This is a genomic window from Kitasatospora sp. NPDC058063 (genome assembly GCF_042885395.1).
GTDB classification, from domain to species: Bacteria; Actinomycetota; Actinomycetes; order Streptomycetales; family Streptomycetaceae; genus Kitasatospora; species Kitasatospora lactacystinica.
Map to the genome: position 1 here is coordinate 1,787 of NZ_JBHVSD010000052.1, position 16,717 is coordinate 18,503.

The following is a 16,717-nucleotide window of genomic DNA, read 5'->3' on the forward strand; positions in this document are numbered from 1 at the left end:
GTGTGCCCGTCCGGGGTGAACGCCGCCGCCTTCACGTCACCGATGCGGTCGAGCTTGAGGTCGGCAGAGGGCTTGCCGGTGGTGGTGTCCCACAGCCGAACGGAGCCTTCGGCACTGACGGTGGCGAGGGTGTGCCCGTCCGGGGTGAACGCCGCCGCCTTCACGTCACCGATGCGGTCGAGCTTGAGGTCGGCAGAGGGCTTGCCGGTGGTGGTGTCCCACAGCCGCACGGAGCCGCCGTGGCCGGCGCCGCCGGTGGCAAGGATGTGCCTGTCCGGGCTGAACAGCATCGGCGACACTGTCCCCTGGCGGAGCGTGCTGTAGGAAATTTCGGGGACGACTCTGGCGGTGGTGGTGACCGTTCTGATCGTGGCCACGTCCCACAATTGTGCCCTGCCGTCGGCACCGCCCGTGGCGAGGGTTCGCCCGTCCGGGCTGAACGCCACCGTCAGCACCCGGCCGGTGTGGCCGGTGGTGGGGTTGGCGAGGGCCGCGCCAGTGACGGCATCCCACAACCGCACGGAACCGTCGGCACCGCCCGTGGCGAGGGTTCGCCCGTCCGGGCCGAACGCCACCGACTGCACCGGCTCGGTGTGGCCGGTGATGGGGTTGGCGACGACCTCTCCAGTGACGGCATCCCACAACACCACGGAACCGCTGAAAGTGTCGACGGCGGCGAGGGTACGTCCGTCCGGGCTGAACGTCACCGACTGCACCAGGCCACTGTGGCCGCCGGTGCCAGGGAAGAAGGTCGCGCCAACAACAGCGTCCCACACCCCCACGGGCACGGACTCGGGGTTTCCGCGATACGGCTCGTCCGGCACCGGCACCGCCGGCGCCTTGTTCGGCCCCATCACCGCCAGCATCGGGCCGGTGTGGCCGGGGACGGGGTTGGCGACGGCGGCGCCAGTGACGGCATCCCACAACCACACGGAACCGTCGGCACCGGCGGTGGCGAGGGTGTGCCCGTCCGGGCTGAACGTCACCGACTGCACCGGGCCGGTGCCGGTGGTGGGGTTGGCGAATTGGCCGGTGCCGGTGCCGGTGCCGGTGCCGGTGGTGGGGTTGGCGACGGCGGCGCCAGTGACGGCATCCCACAACCGCAAGGTACCGTCGTCAGTTTCGACGGTGGCGAGGGTTCGCCCGTCGTGGATGAACGCCACCGCAGACATGCCCCAGTAGGACTTCCAGTAGGACTTACTGCCGAAGCGAGGGCGCAGGAATGGGTGCGCGCCGCTGCGGATGGCTGCGGCGGCCTCCTTGGTGGGGCTGGTGCGGTAGGCGGCGACCGCGAGGAGGCCGGCGAGCTCGGGGTCGCTGGCTGCCAGGGAGGCGGATTGGGCGGCGAGCTGCCGGGACTGCGCGACCTGCTGGGAGGCCACGGCTGCCTGCTGCCGCCAGATCGCGATCCCCGTGGCGATCAGGGCGAGGGCGAGGGTGGTGGCCAGGACGGTGTTGAGGCGTCGGCTGCGGCGGGCGGCGGCCTGTTGGCGTTGGTGTCCGGCTTTCAGGAAGGCGTCGAGGTGACCTGGTAGCCGGTGGTGTTTTGCCAGGTCGGTGCCTTCGGCGAGGAGGGTGCCGGTGGGCAGGTCCTGGGGGTCGCGCCGCTTCTCCCAGCGGGTGTGCTGTTGGCCGGCGCGGTGGAGCCAGTCGTGGAGGCGGGCGTCCTCCTCGACCCAGTTGTGCAGGGTGACCCAGTCGCGGATGAGTGCGTCGTGGACCAGTTCGGCCACCGCTGTCCCCTCCGTGCCTGGCGGGCCGTCCGGCCGTGCGTCGTCGTGGAGCCGGTCGGTGGTGACGATGCGGTGCTGGGAGAGGACCGCCAGTACTTCGTCGACGGCTCGCAGCGCGTCGGGGGTGTCGTCGGCGGCGGCCAGTTCGCGCAGGTAGCCGAGTGGGCGCTGCTGGCGCGCTGCCGGGATGTTCAGGGAAGGGTCGGCGGGGCGGACCAGGGCGGTGAGGATTTTGCGGGCGGTGTTCCGCTGGTCCTGGTCGAGTTCGCGCAGGGCGGTTTCGCACCATTCGGTGAGGGCGCCGGTGACTTCTCCGATGCGCTGGTAGGCGTCGTGGGTGAGGCGGCCGTCGTACTCCAGGCGGCGTTCCCACAGCCGGGTGAGGGCGACTTCGAGCAGGGGGAGCACGGTGACTGGGGCGCCGCCGGTGTCGGCGGTGCGGGGGTTCAGGTCCAAGACGTGGGCGATGATCTGCTCGGAGAGGCCCGGTTCGAAGGCCGTGTCCAGGTCGTGGGCGGGGCCGGTGACGATCGCGTCCAGGTCCGCGGCGCTCAGAGTGGCGGGGACGTTGAGGACACCGCTTGCCTGCTGGGCGGTGTCCAGCAGGTCGGGGGCGAGTGCGGACAGGCGGGAGTAGAAGTCGTCGCGCATCACGAGGACCACGCTGAGCGGGGCGTCGGAGCGGATCGCGGCGGTGATCCGGGCGAGTGCCTGGAGGCCCTCGGGGCCGGCGGAGGGGGCGAGGAGTTCCTCGAACTGGTCTACGACCAGCACGACACGGGGCTCACCGACCGCATCGGCCCCTCCGCTTGCGGCATCCACACCATCGGTGGCGTCCGCCCCAGGGGCCTCGGCCTCGCCCCCGGGCAGGCCCGCCCGCGCCAGGGCGCCCGGCAGGTCCGGGCCCGGCCGCGTGAGGACCTGGCGCCAGCGGTCACTGCCCGGCAGCCGCCCCTCGGCCAGCGCGGGCAGCACCCCGGCCTGGACCAGCGAGGACTTCCCCGACCCGGACGGGCCCAGCAGCAGCACCACCCGCCGCCCGCCGGCCAGGCCCGCGAGGACCCTGTCCACCGCGTCCTCGCGGCCCCGGAACCAGCGGGCGTGCTCGGCCGTGAACGGTTCCAGCGCCCGGTAGGGCGACACGTCCAGCTCGTCCGGCCTGTCCGGCCCGGACCATGCCTGGCGCAGGACGGAGGTGGGGGTGACGTAGGCGATTTCCTGGCCGCGGTTGTGGTTGTCGGGGGGTGTGATCGAGGTGAGCATTCCCACCACCAGACCGGTCGTCTCGTCCAGGACCGGTCCGCCGCTGAAGCCCTGGGTGAGGTCGTTGGCGGCGGTGAGCTGCAGCAGTTCACCGGTGCTGTCGGCGGCCGGGAGGATTCCGCCCGCGGTGGCGAACCCGTAGTGCCCGCCCGGCGGCGCCTGCTGGGGGAATCCGAAGGAGCGCACCCTGTGCCCGCGCGCGCCCGCCGCCGACCCCAACTGCAACGGCGCCACCCCGACCGGGCGCTCCAGGCGCACCAGGGCGACGTCTTCCTCCCGCGGGTCGCGCCACGGGTCCTCCAGCACCATGCCGGTGACCTCCGGGGCGCCGTCCGCGCGCGGGAACACCAGCGTCACCGTCGAACCGGGGCCGTAGCGGCCGTCCGCCAGGACGTGCGCGCACGTCACCAGCAGGTCGTCGGCGACGAGGAAGCCCGCCCCGACCACCAGGTCGTCCTCGTCGCGGACCTGCGCGACGGCCGCCGCCAGGCCGTCCGCCGCACCGGCCCGGACCATCCCCCGTCCGACCGTCATCCCGTCAGTCCTCCGGCTCGTCGCCGGCCGCGCGGACGCCGGTCTCCGGCTCGTCGTCGCCCTCGGGAGCGTCGGCCGTGCGAGCGGCACCCGATGCGGCGTCGGCCTCGTCCTTGCGCCACGTCACGCGCACCGTCAGATGGCACTTGGCGGCGGTCTTCGTGATCACCACACCGGCCGCGGCGGAGAGATCGACCCCGAACTCCACCTGCACCTCGTTCGGCCCCGCCTCCCGCAACCGGTGCAGCACCGTACGCGCCAGGCCGGTCACCGGCTCCAGCGCCGACCCCAGACTCTCCGGAAGCTCCCGCACCGCATCACCGACCCGGCCCGCCTTCACCGGCCCCGCCGCGGCCTCCTCCGCCTCGACGAGAATCGAACCCCCGCCGTCCAACGGCACCCGAGCCAACTGCTGCCCCACGACACCCCTCCCTCAACGCCGCCCCACGACGGCAACGCGCACACCGTAGTACGCGCACCCGCACACCACGAAACCGCGAACTCCCCAACAGGTAGGGACGATTGGATCATCCTGACCGGCTGCCCGAACAGCCGCACAAGCACCACGCCGGGAGCACCCGCAGACACCAGCCGGGGAAACGATCTCCACGCCGGGACCGCCCCTGAGGTCGGCCCGGCGGCGGAGCGCCGTCTGCGCCACGCTGCGACAACGGGACGACGAGGCGGCGCAGTACAAGCCGCTGGGGCGCGCACCCGCAGCCGTCCGGTCGCGACGGACGGAAATCACCTGGAACCGTGTGCCGGGCGACTCGTAGCGTTCTGCCATGACGACCCTGGAAGTTCCGGACCACGCGGACCATGCGGTGCTGGTGCACGCCCTGCTGGCACAGTTCGGCCGCATCGACGCGCTCGCCCCCTACACCGGTGAGGGCCAGCCGCTGTGGCAGATCGGCGCGGGCAGCGCGCTCGCCGGTGACGATGCGAGGACCGACCCCTACCGGCTCTCCCACAGCGCCGTCCTCGCCCTGGTCGTGGCGATCGACCACCTGCGTGCCCTGACCGCCCTGGTACGGCGCGAGGTGAAGGACGGTGAGCAGCAGATGCTGCTGCACTCCCACGCCCCCTTCACACTCCTGCGCGCGGCGCTGGAGAACGCTGCTCGCGCAGTGTGGCTGCTCGGCCCGTCGCGGCGGCTGGATCGAGTGAGCCGCTGTCTGCGGATGCACCACGCGGACATAGCCAACGTCACGGCGAAGGCGACGCTCTTGGACTTTGAGCCGGACAAAGCCGAGGTCGAAGAGCGTAAGAACCGGATCAAGGCCCTGCTGCGTGCCGCAGGGGTGCAGGAAGCGGACCTGACGAATGGGAATCTGAGGATGCCCGGGTACGGCAAAATCGTGGCCGACGCCGGCAACCGGACGGGCACAGCCAACGCGGAGCTGTGGTGGAGCCTGTGCAGCTCGCTCGCGCACGGCGACCAGTCCGGCACGCTGGCCGTGCTGAAGCGCCGGATCACGGCCACCGACGGCGACGTCCACTCGCTGCGCATCAGCGCGCCCCTGGGAGCGGTGGTGGCCGCGGTCAAGAACACTGTCGGTATGGCCGAGTCCGCCGTCGCTCTCTACAGCGATCGGGCCCGATCACCCCATCCAGCCTGAAAGGCGATCGGCTCACCGCGTTTGACCAGGGCGCGGATCGCCGGGCGTCCCGCTGCTCCACGCGGGTGGTCTGCCGGTAGGTCAGCCGGGCGGCCTGGACGAGTTCGTCGACAGGGCGTCCCGTTGCTTCAGCCGTGCGGGGTGTTCCGCATCGCCCCCGCCGGCCCCACCCTGCGCGACCACCTCGCCCTGCCCGTTCTTTGGGTGGCGTTGAACGTTCACGGCCCGTCCGGGGCGCCGGACGGGCCGTGAACGGAAGGGCGGTCGACCGGGGACGGCGCCGGGCCGGGGCGAAGGCCACGTTACCGGAGCCGACCGGCGGTCCGTCCCGGGTTGCTCACCGGTTCGCGGTGGGCGCCCCCTTGCCCGACGCGACCTCATTGCCGAATACGCCGACGCCGGAGACGGGGTGGGAGCCGGTGTCGGCGAAGGCCGGGGCTCTTTGCTGCTCGTCCTGTCCCGCCTGCTGGGCCGTCCCACCGGTCTTCGGTGGGACGCCGTCCAGTTCCCGGCCCGGCCCGGCCGGGTGTTGCGGTGTGGTGGACCAGCCGGTCGTCCTGGTTCTGCTCGTCGTGGTGTGGCCTGCGTCAGATGTCCTTCAGTGTCTGTAGGAAGGCGTGTTCGGTGGCGGCCAGGGCGTCGAGGACGGCGGTGAGCTGTTCCGGGGTGTGCTCGCCGACCTGGGCGCGGTCGGCCACCGAGAGGGCGAGGTCCAGGTGCGCGGCGACCTGGGGGTCTCCGTGTCCGAGGTAGTGGGCCTCGTAGTTTCCCCGCAGCCGGTGGGCCCAGTCGCGCCACCGCTGCACCTGGCCGTCCACCACCGGCGTCCCGGCGATGAGCCAGAGACGGAAGTGGTCGGCGGCGACGCGGTCGGCCGGACGGTGGTCGAGCATGGTACCGCACCCACGCTGCTGCTGGTCGTCGGCGAGCGGACGCAGATTGTGGCGGCAGCCGAAGTATCGGCTGCTGGTGAGGCTCAGGCTGTGCCACTCGCAGGCGTAGACCACGTACTCGGCACGCCGGGCCCTGTGGCTGCTGTAACGGGTCGTGGAATGGGTCGCGGTCTCGGCGCAGTCGGTGACCCGACGAAAGTTCGGTGGCATAGGGAGTGCGCTCCTCAAACGTCGCCGGTCCGCAGTGTCGACCCGCGGCCGTAGCCAACCGAAGCCGCCGCGGCGAGGTCCCGCTCGACCCAACCACAGCTGCGCCGGACCCCCCGGGGAACCACGCCGCCGGTCAAGGCCGGCGAAGGGCCCGCCCACCCTGCCGCCGAGCCGGGCCCCTGCTGCGCCGTCCCCGCCGCGATCCTGTCGTCCATCCTTGACCTACGCCGCCTCCTGGTCGCAGCGTGCCGCTCGCCGCCGGCGCGGTGCTGCGCCCGGGATGCCCGCCCCGTCGACTTCCGACACGGAGCTGAGACGCCGTGCATCCGACACGACGTGAGACTGCGTACGAACCCGCAGGTCACGGGACCGCCGTCCGACACGGGCCGCGAGATCCTACACGCACCGCCGACTGTAGGTTCCGCGTCTCCATGCGCAACGGCCGCGCCGGATGCGCACTCGATGCGCAATTCTGGGCCTGCGTGCGCAATGGATCTCGTGACCAGCGTCGATACCGAAGGCGGTCCATCGTCAGACCACGGCGCCCCCGAGGGATTGCGTATCCCCGGCCGACCGGACGACTGCGCATCGAGCCCGGATTCCGGTGTTTCCGCTGGAACCAGTGCGCAGGGAGTCGCGGACCCTACACCGACCACACGCCGGCCCACCCCGTACAGCCGGCCGTTCTCGTTGGACCACCCGACCGCCCCGCACCCGCGCGGCGACGACCGCGCCGACCAGGAGCCCCATCGTGACCGACACCGCCCCCGCCGGCCCGCTGTTCCCGAAGCCCGGTGAGCCGTTTCCGCCGTTCACCGCCGCCGACGCCCTGGCCTCGCCCGCCTACGCCGAGGTGTTCGCCGCCCTGCCCGCCGAGTACCACGAGGCCGCCGCCGAGTACCTGGCCGCCGTCGCCGGTATCCCCGACACCCTCAGCGCGTTCAGCGAGGACGACTACGAGGAGGCGTACCTGGACGAGGACGACGGTCCGTTTGTTGGCCTGAGGCGCACCCCCGCCCAGCGCCGCGAGGACGCACTGCAGACCATCGGCCTGGTGAACGGCTACCTCGCCGACTGGCAGCGGGCCGTCGAAGGACTGGCGCTGGCCTGCTACCCGCCCTGCCCGTCGGACGCCGCGATCGCTCTCCTCGAACGGGAGGCGGGCGCCTTCTACAGCGAACTGGTCCGCCAGCGCACCGAGCAGGCGACCTGGTTCCTGCGGGACGCCGGCCTGCCCCAGGCACCCCGGCCTCCGATCGAAGGACACTCGATCGCCACGTCCGGCGGCTACGTCGACGTTGTTCAGCACCTGACCCTGCACCGCTGACCACACCCTGCCCCGCCGTCCCACCCGCCTGCCCCGCTTGTCCCGCCGCCCCGCCCCTGGGCCGTGGCCGTGGGTGCTCTGACCGCTCGCCCCGGCTTCCCCCACGAGGGCACTCTTCGGTGGCATGATGCCCCCGGCGGAACCAGCCTTGCGTGTGGGACGTGAGTCCCTGTCATCCACTTTTCGGGGGGAAAGCGGTATGTGGATTTCCTTGCTGCCTGAAACCGTGCGGCCGAGCGAACGGTTCGACTGGTTCAACGACACGGTCGCGCAGACGGTGATGCCGACGGCGATGAGCCCGGAACCGTCCACCGAGTTCCGCGCCGAGGCCGAAATGCTGGACCTGGGGCCGCTGCGGATGGCCCGGTTCGTCTTCTCGCCGCTGCGGTCGCGGCGGACACCGGCCCTGATCCGGCGCGGTGACCCGGAGCAGTACCAGCTGGCGCTGATCCGCAAGGGCGCCGCAGTGCTGTCCCAGTCGGGAAACGAGAACCGGATCGGGGCCGGCGAGTTCGTCCTCTGGGACACTTCGCACCCGTCCGACACCCGGATCCCGCCCGGACCCGGCCCGGTCCGGCTGACGATGTTGCAGTTCCCGCGCACCCTGCTCCCGCTGCCCGGCCGGCGCCTGGAGCGGCTGCTGGCCGGGCGGCTCACCGGCGGACACGGGGTCGCGGCCGTGCTGATGAGCTTCCTGGACAGTCTGGAGGCCCACGGCGACACCTGCGAGGCGGCGGAGCTGCGCAGGCTGGGCACCGTCGCGGTGGAACTCGCCGCAGCCCTGCTCGCCCAGCGGCTCGACGACGCGGGGCAGCTGCCGGTCGAGGTCCGCGCGCGGGTGCTGCTGGAGCGCATCCGCGCCTTCATCGAGGACAACCTCGGCGATCCGCAGCTGACCCCGGGCACCGTCGCCGCGCGGCACAACATCTCGCTGCGCAGCCTCCACCAGCTGTTCCGCTCCCACGACCCGCAGTCGGAGACCGTCCACGCCTGGATCCGCCGCCGCCGGCTGGAGCGCTGTCACGAGGACCTCGCCAGCACCCGGCTCCACGCGTACACGGTGCAGTCGATAGCGAACCGTTGGGGGTTCAGCAGCGCGACCGTCTTCAGCCGGACCTTCCGTCAGGCCTACGGGCTCACTCCGACCGAGTTCCGGAGACAGAGCCTTGCCGGGGCCCTCGCACGGAGCGTCGAGGATCCCCGCACGGAGCGCACATTCCGACGGGCGTCCGCTTTCTAGTCTCGAAGTCGTGCCCGGGCGGTGCAGACCGGCGGGCCACAACAGGACATCGAGCGAACGGAGTCGAAGAAGCAGGCTGAAGAAGAGTGCCAATTAATTCGCTTTCAGATTCTTGTCGCGAGATTTCCGCAATTTGACCCCCGTGGCCTGGAATCGGATTCTGCGCATTCGAATTTAGTGCGTCAAAGTTGACTGATCTCTGCGTGCACGAGGTGCCGTTGTAGATTTCGTTTGCCGCCGCCCGATCGGGAGGGGGCTTGTCCTTTGGAAGGTGAATGGAAGTGCGGAAGATCGTTATCGCTGCGCTCGGCGCCGGTTTGCTGCTGGCCCCGCTGGCTGGCAGTGCGTCTGCGGCGGAGCCGGGGGGCTCTCCGTCTAGCTTTGCCTCGCCTGCGTCGGGATCCCGTGTGGCAACCGGACTTGCTGCCGGAACCGGCCTGGCTGCGACCTGCTGGGCGCCGGCCCAGAAAGCGGACATCGCTTGGAAATCGTCGACCTCGGCCATACAAGCGGGTGATGCGTACTGCAACTACGACCGCACCTACGTGTTCGGCATGCAGGCGGACGGCAACCTCGTGCTGTACAAGATGGACGGTACGGCGATATGGGCCAGCGGCACGTACAACCACCCGGGTGCGTACGCGCTGATGCAGGCCGACGGGAACTTCGTCGTCTACGATGCGAACGGTTCCGCCTTGTGGTCGACGGGCACCTGGTGGGCCGGTTCGGGCTCGGTTTTTGCATTCCAGAACGACGGCAACCTGGTCCTCTATAAGGCTGACCACACCGCGGTCTGGGCCAGCAACACCAGAGGCCGCTGACCCCACCGTCGCCGCCCTCGCCCACCACCTCGTACGCCACTGCGCCCGGCCTGTCAGGATGGCCCTGAGTGCCTGTTTCTGAACCTCAGAGCAGCAGGTCAACTAGCCATTGCCCGGAATGCGGAGTTCACGGAAGCGTTCGCCGAACGGTCACAGTGACCGTTCGGCGAACGGAACTACTGGGGCTGATGAGACGCGCGAGGCGGTCTCCAGAGAGACCTTCACCCGGAGTCCGGCACTGACCCACCGACAGTCGGCTGGACGAGACCTTGAACCCCTGGGCCCGCCCTCGGCGGGCCGCGCGCCTGGTCGCTGTCGGCGGGAGGGCCGGTGTCCGTCTCGCCGTCCCGGTGCTCGTGCTGCGCCGGCTGTGCCGGGTCGTCGAGGTGCTGCTCGCCCGCTGCGCCGGGTCGTCGTCGTGGTTCTGGTGGTGCTCGCCGTGGTGGTGCTGCGCCGCCTGCCGCCTGCCTGTCCGGGCCGGGCCTGGGGCCGTCCGGGGCCGCTGTTCGGGGCCTGGCGGCCCCCTCTGGGTGGTTGTCAGCGTCTTTGGTGGCGGGGTGGCCGTTTGGTGATCTGTTCCATCATGGCGGCCCACTGCGGGTCGGTCTCGCGGATCCGCTGCCACCGCTGCTCGCGCAGCACCGGCCAGTACACCTCGGCACGGCGAAGGGCGGCCAGGCCTCTCGGGGGTGGTGCCGAAGGCCGGTGCGGCCCAGTGGTCAGCCCGTAGGGCGGGCCCCGAACACGTGGGCCACCCAGCGGTCCAGGCGCCGGCCGAAGTCCGCTGCGGAGGTGATGTCCGCGGCCGGCAGGGCTCCGCCGTCGTCACCGGACATGAAGTCCACATCGGCCCAGCCACCCCGGTACAGCACCACCTCCAGGGCCTGGTCCTCCCCGCGGGCGAGCGTGACTCCCACCGAGTCGGGATCGCCCACCCGCGCCCGGTTCGTCAAGAACTGCTGCGACCACGGGATCGCATGATCACGCCAGGTCAGTTCACCCACCGTCAGCCCGCCGACCCGCCACCCCGACATCCGAGTGGCCACCTCCACCGCCGCCTGGTCCAGGTCGACCACCCGCTCCATCGCCGCTCCCCTTTCCGCTGGACCAGAGCGTACGCGGGGTGTCGACGGGCCCGCGCGGAATCTGCCACCCCACCGCCCTCGACCTGCCCCCGCTCACCGACCCGACCCGCCCCACCGGACGCCACCGCCGCACCCACCCGTAGCCCCGGCAACCAGGAGACCGTCCACGCCTCGCCTCCGGGCTGCGCCGCGTCGCCCCCGCCCACCCCAAGGCCGGCCGGATGGACGGCCAGGGCCTGGCCGGTGACGTCCTACGGCCGTTTCCTCGGCCCGCGGCCGCGTTCCTCCGATGCGGCGGACACCGGCGGGCAGGGACGACCGCCAGGCTCCATGGCCGGTGTGGTCGATGCCGTGTCGCGGTTCATGGGTGCGGGGGATGATGGGCCGGGGCCCGGCACGGGGAGGTGTGCCGGGGCGGGGGGTGGGGCAGGGAGCATCGGGTGGAGATCGCCGTGGGTACGAGGCTGGTGGGCGGGGCATGGCCGGAGCTGATCCCGGGCCGGTGCCCGGTACTGGTGGTCCCCGCCGGCACGCGAGGCCCGACAGCAGCGGGGCAGGGATGGGCCCGCGACGCGGGCGTCCTGGAACGCGACCCCGCACCGGGCTGGACCGCCAACGCCAACCAGCCCGGCCTGACGGTGCACCGGCCCGACAGCACGGCCTGGTTCGACGGACAGGTCATCGCCGGACGCGAGTGGTGGCGGGCGCTGCGCACGTACGAGGTCCTGCTGCTGGTGACCGGACCGTTCGCCGGCGTCTTCGACTTCCGCCCCGCCGCAGCCGCCGGGAACCTGGCCCTGCTCGCCGTCAGGGCCCGCTCCACCTGCCCCTGACCTGAGCCAGTGAGTTTCGCCCCGCCCCGGCCGCCGAGCGGGTGCCAGACCGGGGCGGCCGGTCCGCGCTGGATGAGGTCCTCGATGCGCGCGGCGCTGGCCGGGACGGCGGTGAGCATCCCGGCGACGGCCTGGTTCTCCTCGGCGGCGAGGCGCAGGTCCGCCACCGCCGAGCGCACCCCGGCGGCCGCCGTGCCGACCAGCACCACCAGCAGCCGCGGGAAGGACCGCCAGCGCCGCTCCCACGCCCGACCCGTCCCGTCCTCGCCCGCCTGCTCCCACAGGTGAGCGCAGGCCGCCAGCTGCGCCGCGGTCTGCTCGTCTCCGGCCCCGGGCCGGTGGCGCTCGATGAACGCCCGCAGGCGGTGCCGGTCGTCGCCGGTGTAGGCGGTGTAGGCGAGATGTGCGGCGGGCCGGTACACCCCGCCGCTGGCGACGGGCAGCTCCGGGGCGGGGACGAGGCCGAGCGGGCCACAGGCCTCGCCCCGGGCGCGGGCATCGGTGACGAAGGCGGCGTGGATCCGCCCGACGTCGAGCAGGGGCTCGCGCCCGTGCCGGACCGCCGGCTTCTCCGAGCCCGGCACCGGGGCGCTCGGGCACAGGGTCTCGGGGAAGGTGGCGGCCCCGGCGGAGCCGGCCGCGGTGAGGTGCCAGGCCTTCGCCCGGCCGACTGCTGGCACCAGCGGGCGGGAAGCCGTCCCGTCGCCGCCCACGGTCCCTCGACGGCCCGCGGGTCCCCGGTCAGCGCGTAGCGGCGGGCGGCGAGCAGCTGCTCGGCGGTGCTGCCGCGCCAGCCCGCCGGGCCCGGCGATCCGGGCCGCGACCGCCGAAACCCGGCCGACCTCCAGGCCACGCCCGGTGCCGCCCCGCTCCTGGCCGGACGGCCGTGCCGCCCGGCGCCACAAGGGGTGTCGGGCGGGCCGGTTCAGCGCAGTACCTCCAGCTCCGGCCAGTCGTCGCCGGGCCGGTCGAGGAAGCCGGTGGGCCGCCCCGTCAGGTAGCGCGTGAAGAAGGCGGTGACGGCGGTGCGCTGGGCGGCCAGGGAGCGCCGGGGGTCGACGGTGCCGATGAGTCCGGCCGCGTCGGGGACCGGGAGGCGGCGGACGAGCTGGGGCAGGAGGACCTGGAGGTCGGTGTACGAGCCGTGGGCGGCGTTCCGCAGCCGCAGTGCATGCCGGGGGCCGGTGGACGCCGCCCAGCAGGAGGCCCAGCTCGGTTCGGTGCGCAGGGTCTTCGTGCCGGAGGCCATCAGCAGGAAGGGCTTGGCGAGGCCGCTGTCGGCGACGGGTCCGAGGAGGGCGCCGTCGAGGTCGGCCGCCGCGCGGACGCGGGGCTCGTCGTGGGCAAGCTGGGCGGCGACGGAGCCGCCGAGGGACTGCCCGAGTACGCCGGTCCTGGCCGGGTCGGCGGCTTCGGCGAGCCCGTCCGGGAGCGGGTCGGTGCCGGTGTCGGGGCGGTCCCCGCGGGCGAGCCGGTCGAGTGCGCCGAGGACGAAGCGGGCGTCGGCGAGGCGGGCGAGGGAGTGCCCGGCGAGGAGGGCAGCGATGACCTCCGGGGTGAGGTCGTCGGGGAGCGGGAGGGCGCGTTCGACCCGGCCGCCGGGGAACTCGACCTGTTCGGCCTCGTACGTGGAGTCGATGGCGACGACGAGGTGGCCGCGGCTCGCCAGCTCCTCGACCAGGGTGGTGCCGAGGGCGCGCGAGCCGCCGTCGCCGGAGGAGAACAGCACCACGGGCAGCCGGCCAGCGCGGCGGGCGACGGGTGCGCCGGTGCGGGAGTGGGTTCTGATCCCCCGCCAGTCGGCGGCGCCGGCGGGGACACCGAGGGCCGGTGCGGAGTGCGCGTCCCAGTCGGCCGCCGCGGCCGGGGGCAGCCAGGGAGCCGTCGGGTGCCCGGCGCCGGGTTGCGCCGGGTACCAGAGGCCGGCCATGAGCTCCCGGTAGGGCTTGGCGGGCAGGAGGGGGTCGGGGCGGCTGTCGTCGACCAGGTGCAGCGCGACGGTGCCGACGGGCCAGGGCCCGGTGGGCGCGGGCAGGCGCAGCGGGACGGGGGTGCCGGGTCCCTCGGCGGGGGTGGCGGGGCGGCTTCCCGGGGCGGGGGCGGCGGCCACGGTGGCGAGCGCGGTGAAGCCGAGCGTGCCGAGCAGGGCGCGGCGGGTCGGGGGCATGGGCGGGCTCCTTGGGCGGTGCGGCTGCGGGGTCGCCACCAGGGTTCCGCCGCCGAGGGGTGCGGGGCGTCCTACCGGGGGACGATCCCGCCGAGCCTGGCCGGATCACTGCGAGCCGTCCTCGACCAGCGAAAACTCCTGGAGAAGCGCATCCAGGAGCTCTTGGACGAGCACCCGCTGTCGAAGGTCCTCACGTCCATGCCCGGCATCGGGACCCGGACCGGCGCCCGGGTCCCGATCAATGTCGGCGACGCGAGCGCCTTCCCGACCGCCGCCCACCTCGCCTCCTACGCCGGGCTCGCCCCGGCGACCCGCAGTTCCGGCTCCTCCATACGCGGCGAGCAACCGTCCCGCCGGGGCAACAAGCAGGCCACGGCAGTCAGCTAACGTGCGGATCCGCCAGCAGCACTACGCGGTCAGCCGCAGGATCGAACCCCAGAACTGGGTGGAGCGGGTCAGACTCCGGACTCAACGTCACCGGCTTGCCGAGCCGGCGCCCGATCGCCCGCAGCAGACGGCACAGCAGATTGACGCCGTCCTGGCCCCGCAGTTCCCGCAGATCAACATCGAAGTCGATCGAGCTGGCCTCATATGCTCGAAAGATCACCAAGAATCCAGTGGCGGGCCAGACCCTCAACAGTGCGTCGGCGCCCTCGCTGCGGGCCAGCATGTCCGCAGCTCGCGGCAGCCGAGCCACGACGCCGTCCTCGGAGTACTCGCACGACCACCCCTGCGATCGCATCAGATCAAGCACCGCCTGCCAGTCCTCGACCGACGTGTCTGCGACCCGCGCATCCGGAAGCGACCCCATCAGGTCAGGGTCGAAGAAGTTCCTGACGTCGTCCCACAGCAGATCCGGCATCCCGCCATGCTGCCTGGCCACCCGCCCGAACGCAGCCCGATTTCCTTGACGAACCCTATAGAGGCACCCCCCGGAGGCCATCGCCGCCGCCCGGGCGGGTCGCCGTCCGCGCCCGAGCCCCTGATACCCACCTGGTCCTGCTCGCCGTCGACCGCCCCGGTTCGCCGACGGTCGTGCCGCTCGCCGCTGGCGCGGTACCGGGCGGCGCCCGGGCGCCCCGGAGCCCCTTGTCGGCGTACACATTGAGGTGCCCAGCCGCGTACACGTGAACGTGCTCACTGCGCGCAGGCTTGGGTGCTGTGTCGAGCTCGGTTCGGCCGGTGGAACTGGGACCGCTGTTCTACTGCTCGGGCGATCCGGCAGGTGCGGGCAGGTCGAGGACCCGGGCAAGGGCGGCGGCGACAGGAGCCTGGTGGTTGGGCAGTCGCCAGCGGGCCCAGTCGGCGGCCAGTGCGAGGAAGCCGGCCAGGTCGTGCTCGGCACCAGCGAGCAGGCTGCGGAGTTCAGCGACGGGTAGTTCGATCACCGGGCTGTCGCTCTGCTCGGCGTTGACCGTGAGCCGGACGGTGTCGCCGATGCACTCCGCGACCGGTGACACGGGTTCGTGGCCGAAGCCGAGCAGGCCGCCGCGCTCGACAAACCGGTGCCAGTCGCGCCAGTCCTCCAGCCCGTCGCAGCAGCCGGGCAGGAACACGGTGCCGGTGGTGGTGTCGGTGATCCGTAGACCGCCGGCCGCGAAGAGGTTGTCGAAGGTCAGCAGTCCGTGAAGGAAAGAGCCGAGCGGGTCGGCGGGCCGGGGAGGGCGGCTGTTGGCGGGGTCGTCGTCGGGGTCGATGTCGTTGCAGCTGACGATGCGCATCACCGCCGTCCCGACCTCGGCGGGCGAGAGTCCGCCGCTGAGGGGCAGGAAGCTGGCCGCCTCGGTCTCGGAGACGGGCCAGAGGTCAAAGCCATCAGGGCTGCGGATCTCCAGGACGGGCTGCATCACGATCACCCGGCGAAGTGTTCCGCACAACCTGCCCTCAGCGCCTCCCGATTACGCGAGGCGCCGCGTTCTGTCGAGCCGGGTTCAGCGTGAAACCTGAGCACCTTCAGCTGTACCGCCCTGGGTAGACCCGGGTGTACGCCGACACCCGTGATGCCCGCCCGGTCCTCGCGGCCGTCCGCGCCTCCTCGCGGCCGGGCTGCGCCCGGTCGCCGGCGAGGTGGTGCCCGGCCCCGCCGCCCGCCTGTCCGGGCCGGGGCCTGGGGCCGTCCTGGGGGCCGTGCTCGCCGCCGTCCGGGGCGTCGGCACCTGGCACGGCGCTGCGCCCCGGTGCCCGGGTCCCGGGGGTGGCGGCGGGGCCTGCTCGTCGCCCGTCCCGCTGTTCCGCCGGCCTGCCGACGGCGCCGTGCTGCGCCGGGGCCTGTTCGGTGCCGTCCCGGGGTTATGGGCTTTTCGCATGGGGCTTTCGGGGTGGAGTTTATGGTTGCACCGGAATTCTGCGTCACATCGTCAACGGCGGTCGGGGGTGGTTTTCTGAGAGGGGTTTTGGGGTGGATTTCTGGGTCTACACGGGGGTTCGGGGTGATGCATTCTGTGGGGTGTGGCCGGATGGGGAGGCCGTCTGCGGCAGGATTGGCTGACGGTGGGATTCTGATATGGGGTCGCGGGCATTGTTTGGGGCTGTTGGTGGGCTTGTCCGGTGTCAGTGGTTCAGACCACTGTGGGAGGTCTGAACCACTGACAGTGGGTGATGGCGTGTGGGGTGGGGTCTTGTGGCGGGGCTGCGGTCTGTGACACTATGCAGTCAGGTGGTCGGGGTGTGGGCCTGGGCCATCGCGGGGCGGGAGGGCGGCGTCGAAGGCGAGGACCCACCCCCTCCTCCCGGTCAGCCAGGCGCACGGAGTGCGCCAAAACCTCTACTGGCCATCAGAAATACGGCCAAGGCCGGGTCCGGACGGGGTGTCATGGGTCCGCCGGTGCGGAGCGCCGGCACCCCCGGAGAAGGGAAGCCCGACCACCAGGCCGAGCCCACCCAGACCAGCGGCGCGGACGCGCCGCAACTACCATCCGTTACTGCGCCCCGGAGGGGCGCCGCAACGCTCCGTCACGCTAGTGACGGCGCGTCATGTCTGCGGAGCAGACGG

At 72.4% G+C, this 16,717-nt stretch carries 12 protein-coding genes and 1 pseudogene; 5 read left to right on the forward strand and 8 right to left on the reverse strand.

Annotation, left to right across the window (positions count from 1 at the left end; translation table 11 throughout):
• Both ACFVUY_RS42465 and ACFVUY_RS42470 read right to left on the reverse strand, forming a co-directional pair.
• On the reverse strand, window positions 1-3,530 hold a 3,530-nt coding region (locus tag ACFVUY_RS42465; RefSeq protein WP_387737285.1), incomplete at its 3' end, for a trypsin-like peptidase domain-containing protein.
• 4 nt (window positions 3,531-3,534) lie between these two features.
• A complete protein-coding gene (locus tag ACFVUY_RS42470) occupies window positions 3,535-3,951 on the reverse strand; it encodes a CU044_2847 family protein (RefSeq protein ID WP_387737286.1) in 417 nt (138 codons plus the stop codon).
• A 364-nt stretch (window positions 3,952-4,315) separates the two neighbouring features.
• Between ACFVUY_RS42470 and ACFVUY_RS42475 the strand changes: the two genes are divergently transcribed.
• On the forward strand, window positions 4,316-5,149 hold the full coding sequence (locus ACFVUY_RS42475; protein WP_387737287.1) for a hypothetical protein: 834 nt from the start codon (window positions 4,316-4,318) through the stop codon (window positions 5,147-5,149).
• Window positions 5,150-5,736: 587 nt separating this feature from the next.
• Here ACFVUY_RS42475 and ACFVUY_RS42480 read toward each other — a convergent pair.
• Window positions 5,737-6,252, reverse strand: a complete 516-nt coding sequence (locus tag ACFVUY_RS42480) for a hypothetical protein (RefSeq protein WP_387737288.1) — start codon at window positions 6,250-6,252, stop codon at window positions 5,737-5,739.
• Window positions 6,253-7,003: 751 nt separating this feature from the next.
• Between ACFVUY_RS42480 and ACFVUY_RS42485 the strand changes: the two genes are divergently transcribed.
• The 3 genes from ACFVUY_RS42485 to ACFVUY_RS42495 all read left to right on the forward strand — a co-directional run bounded on the left by ACFVUY_RS42485 (window position 7,004) and on the right by ACFVUY_RS42495 (window position 9,640).
• The gene (locus ACFVUY_RS42485) at window positions 7,004-7,579 is read left to right on the forward strand and encodes a hypothetical protein (RefSeq protein ID WP_387737289.1); all 576 of its coding nucleotides are present in this window, start codon (window positions 7,004-7,006) and stop codon (window positions 7,577-7,579) included.
• Window positions 7,580-7,778: 199 nt separating this feature from the next.
• Window positions 7,779-8,819 carry a helix-turn-helix domain-containing protein gene (locus ACFVUY_RS42490; protein WP_387695946.1) on the forward strand — a complete coding sequence of 347 codons (1,041 nt, stop codon included), beginning with the start codon at window positions 7,779-7,781 and terminating at the stop codon, window positions 8,817-8,819.
• Between the two features lie 281 nt (window positions 8,820-9,100).
• The gene (locus tag ACFVUY_RS42495; protein ID WP_387695947.1) at window positions 9,101-9,640 is read left to right on the forward strand and encodes a hypothetical protein; all 540 of its coding nucleotides are present in this window, start codon (window positions 9,101-9,103) and stop codon (window positions 9,638-9,640) included.
• A 719-nt stretch (window positions 9,641-10,359) separates the two neighbouring features.
• Here the strand turns inward: ACFVUY_RS42495 and ACFVUY_RS42500 are convergent.
• From ACFVUY_RS42500 to ACFVUY_RS42510, 3 genes are all read right to left on the reverse strand, one after another.
• Entirely contained in the window at window positions 10,360-10,725 is a 366-nt protein-coding gene (locus tag ACFVUY_RS42500; RefSeq protein WP_387319898.1) for a hypothetical protein, read from the reverse strand.
• Window positions 10,726-11,086: 361 nt separating this feature from the next.
• The gene (locus tag ACFVUY_RS42505; protein WP_387737290.1) at window positions 11,087-12,238 is read right to left on the reverse strand and encodes a hypothetical protein; all 1,152 of its coding nucleotides are present in this window, start codon (window positions 12,236-12,238) and stop codon (window positions 11,087-11,089) included.
• 245 nt (window positions 12,239-12,483) lie between these two features.
• On the reverse strand, window positions 12,484-13,725 hold the full coding sequence (locus ACFVUY_RS42510; RefSeq protein ID WP_387737291.1) for an alpha/beta hydrolase family protein: 1,242 nt from the start codon (window positions 13,723-13,725) through the stop codon (window positions 12,484-12,486).
• A 63-nt stretch (window positions 13,726-13,788) separates the two neighbouring features.
• Between ACFVUY_RS42510 and ACFVUY_RS42515 the strand changes: the two are divergent.
• A pseudogene (locus tag ACFVUY_RS42515) lies at window positions 13,789-14,094 on the forward strand (transposase); the annotation flags it as partial.
• A 10-nt stretch (window positions 14,095-14,104) separates the two neighbouring features.
• Here ACFVUY_RS42515 and ACFVUY_RS42520 read toward each other — a convergent pair.
• Window positions 14,105-14,587: a hypothetical protein gene (locus ACFVUY_RS42520; protein WP_387737292.1), complete on the reverse strand. Its 483-nt coding sequence runs from the start codon at window positions 14,585-14,587 to the stop codon at window positions 14,105-14,107.
• 340 nt (window positions 14,588-14,927) lie between these two features.
• Window positions 14,928-15,572, reverse strand: a complete 645-nt coding sequence (locus ACFVUY_RS42525) for a hypothetical protein (RefSeq protein ID WP_387737294.1) — start codon at window positions 15,570-15,572, stop codon at window positions 14,928-14,930.
• Window positions 15,573-16,717: the final 1,145 nt, after the last annotated feature.

What these genes read in the sequence shown, in the direction of transcription:
- ACFVUY_RS42475 (WP_387737287.1), top strand. Translation starts at nt 4,316, where the DNA reads ATGACGACCCTGGAAGTTCCGGACCACGCGGACCATGCGGTGCTGGTG.
- ACFVUY_RS42480 (WP_387737288.1), bottom strand. Translation starts at nt 6,252, where the DNA reads ATGCCACCGAACTTTCGTCGGGTCACCGACTGCGCCGAGACCGCGACC.
- ACFVUY_RS42490 (WP_387695946.1), top strand. Translation starts at nt 7,779, where the DNA reads ATGTGGATTTCCTTGCTGCCTGAAACCGTGCGGCCGAGCGAACGGTTC.
- ACFVUY_RS42500 (WP_387319898.1), bottom strand. Translation starts at nt 10,725, where the DNA reads ATGGAGCGGGTGGTCGACCTGGACCAGGCGGCGGTGGAGGTGGCCACT.
- ACFVUY_RS42510 (WP_387737291.1), bottom strand. Translation starts at nt 13,725, where the DNA reads ATGCCCCCGACCCGCCGCGCCCTGCTCGGCACGCTCGGCTTCACCGCG.
- ACFVUY_RS42520 (WP_387737292.1), bottom strand. Translation starts at nt 14,587, where the DNA reads ATGCCGGATCTGCTGTGGGACGACGTCAGGAACTTCTTCGACCCTGAC.
- ACFVUY_RS42525 (WP_387737294.1), bottom strand. Translation starts at nt 15,572, where the DNA reads ATGCAGCCCGTCCTGGAGATCCGCAGCCCTGATGGCTTTGACCTCTGG.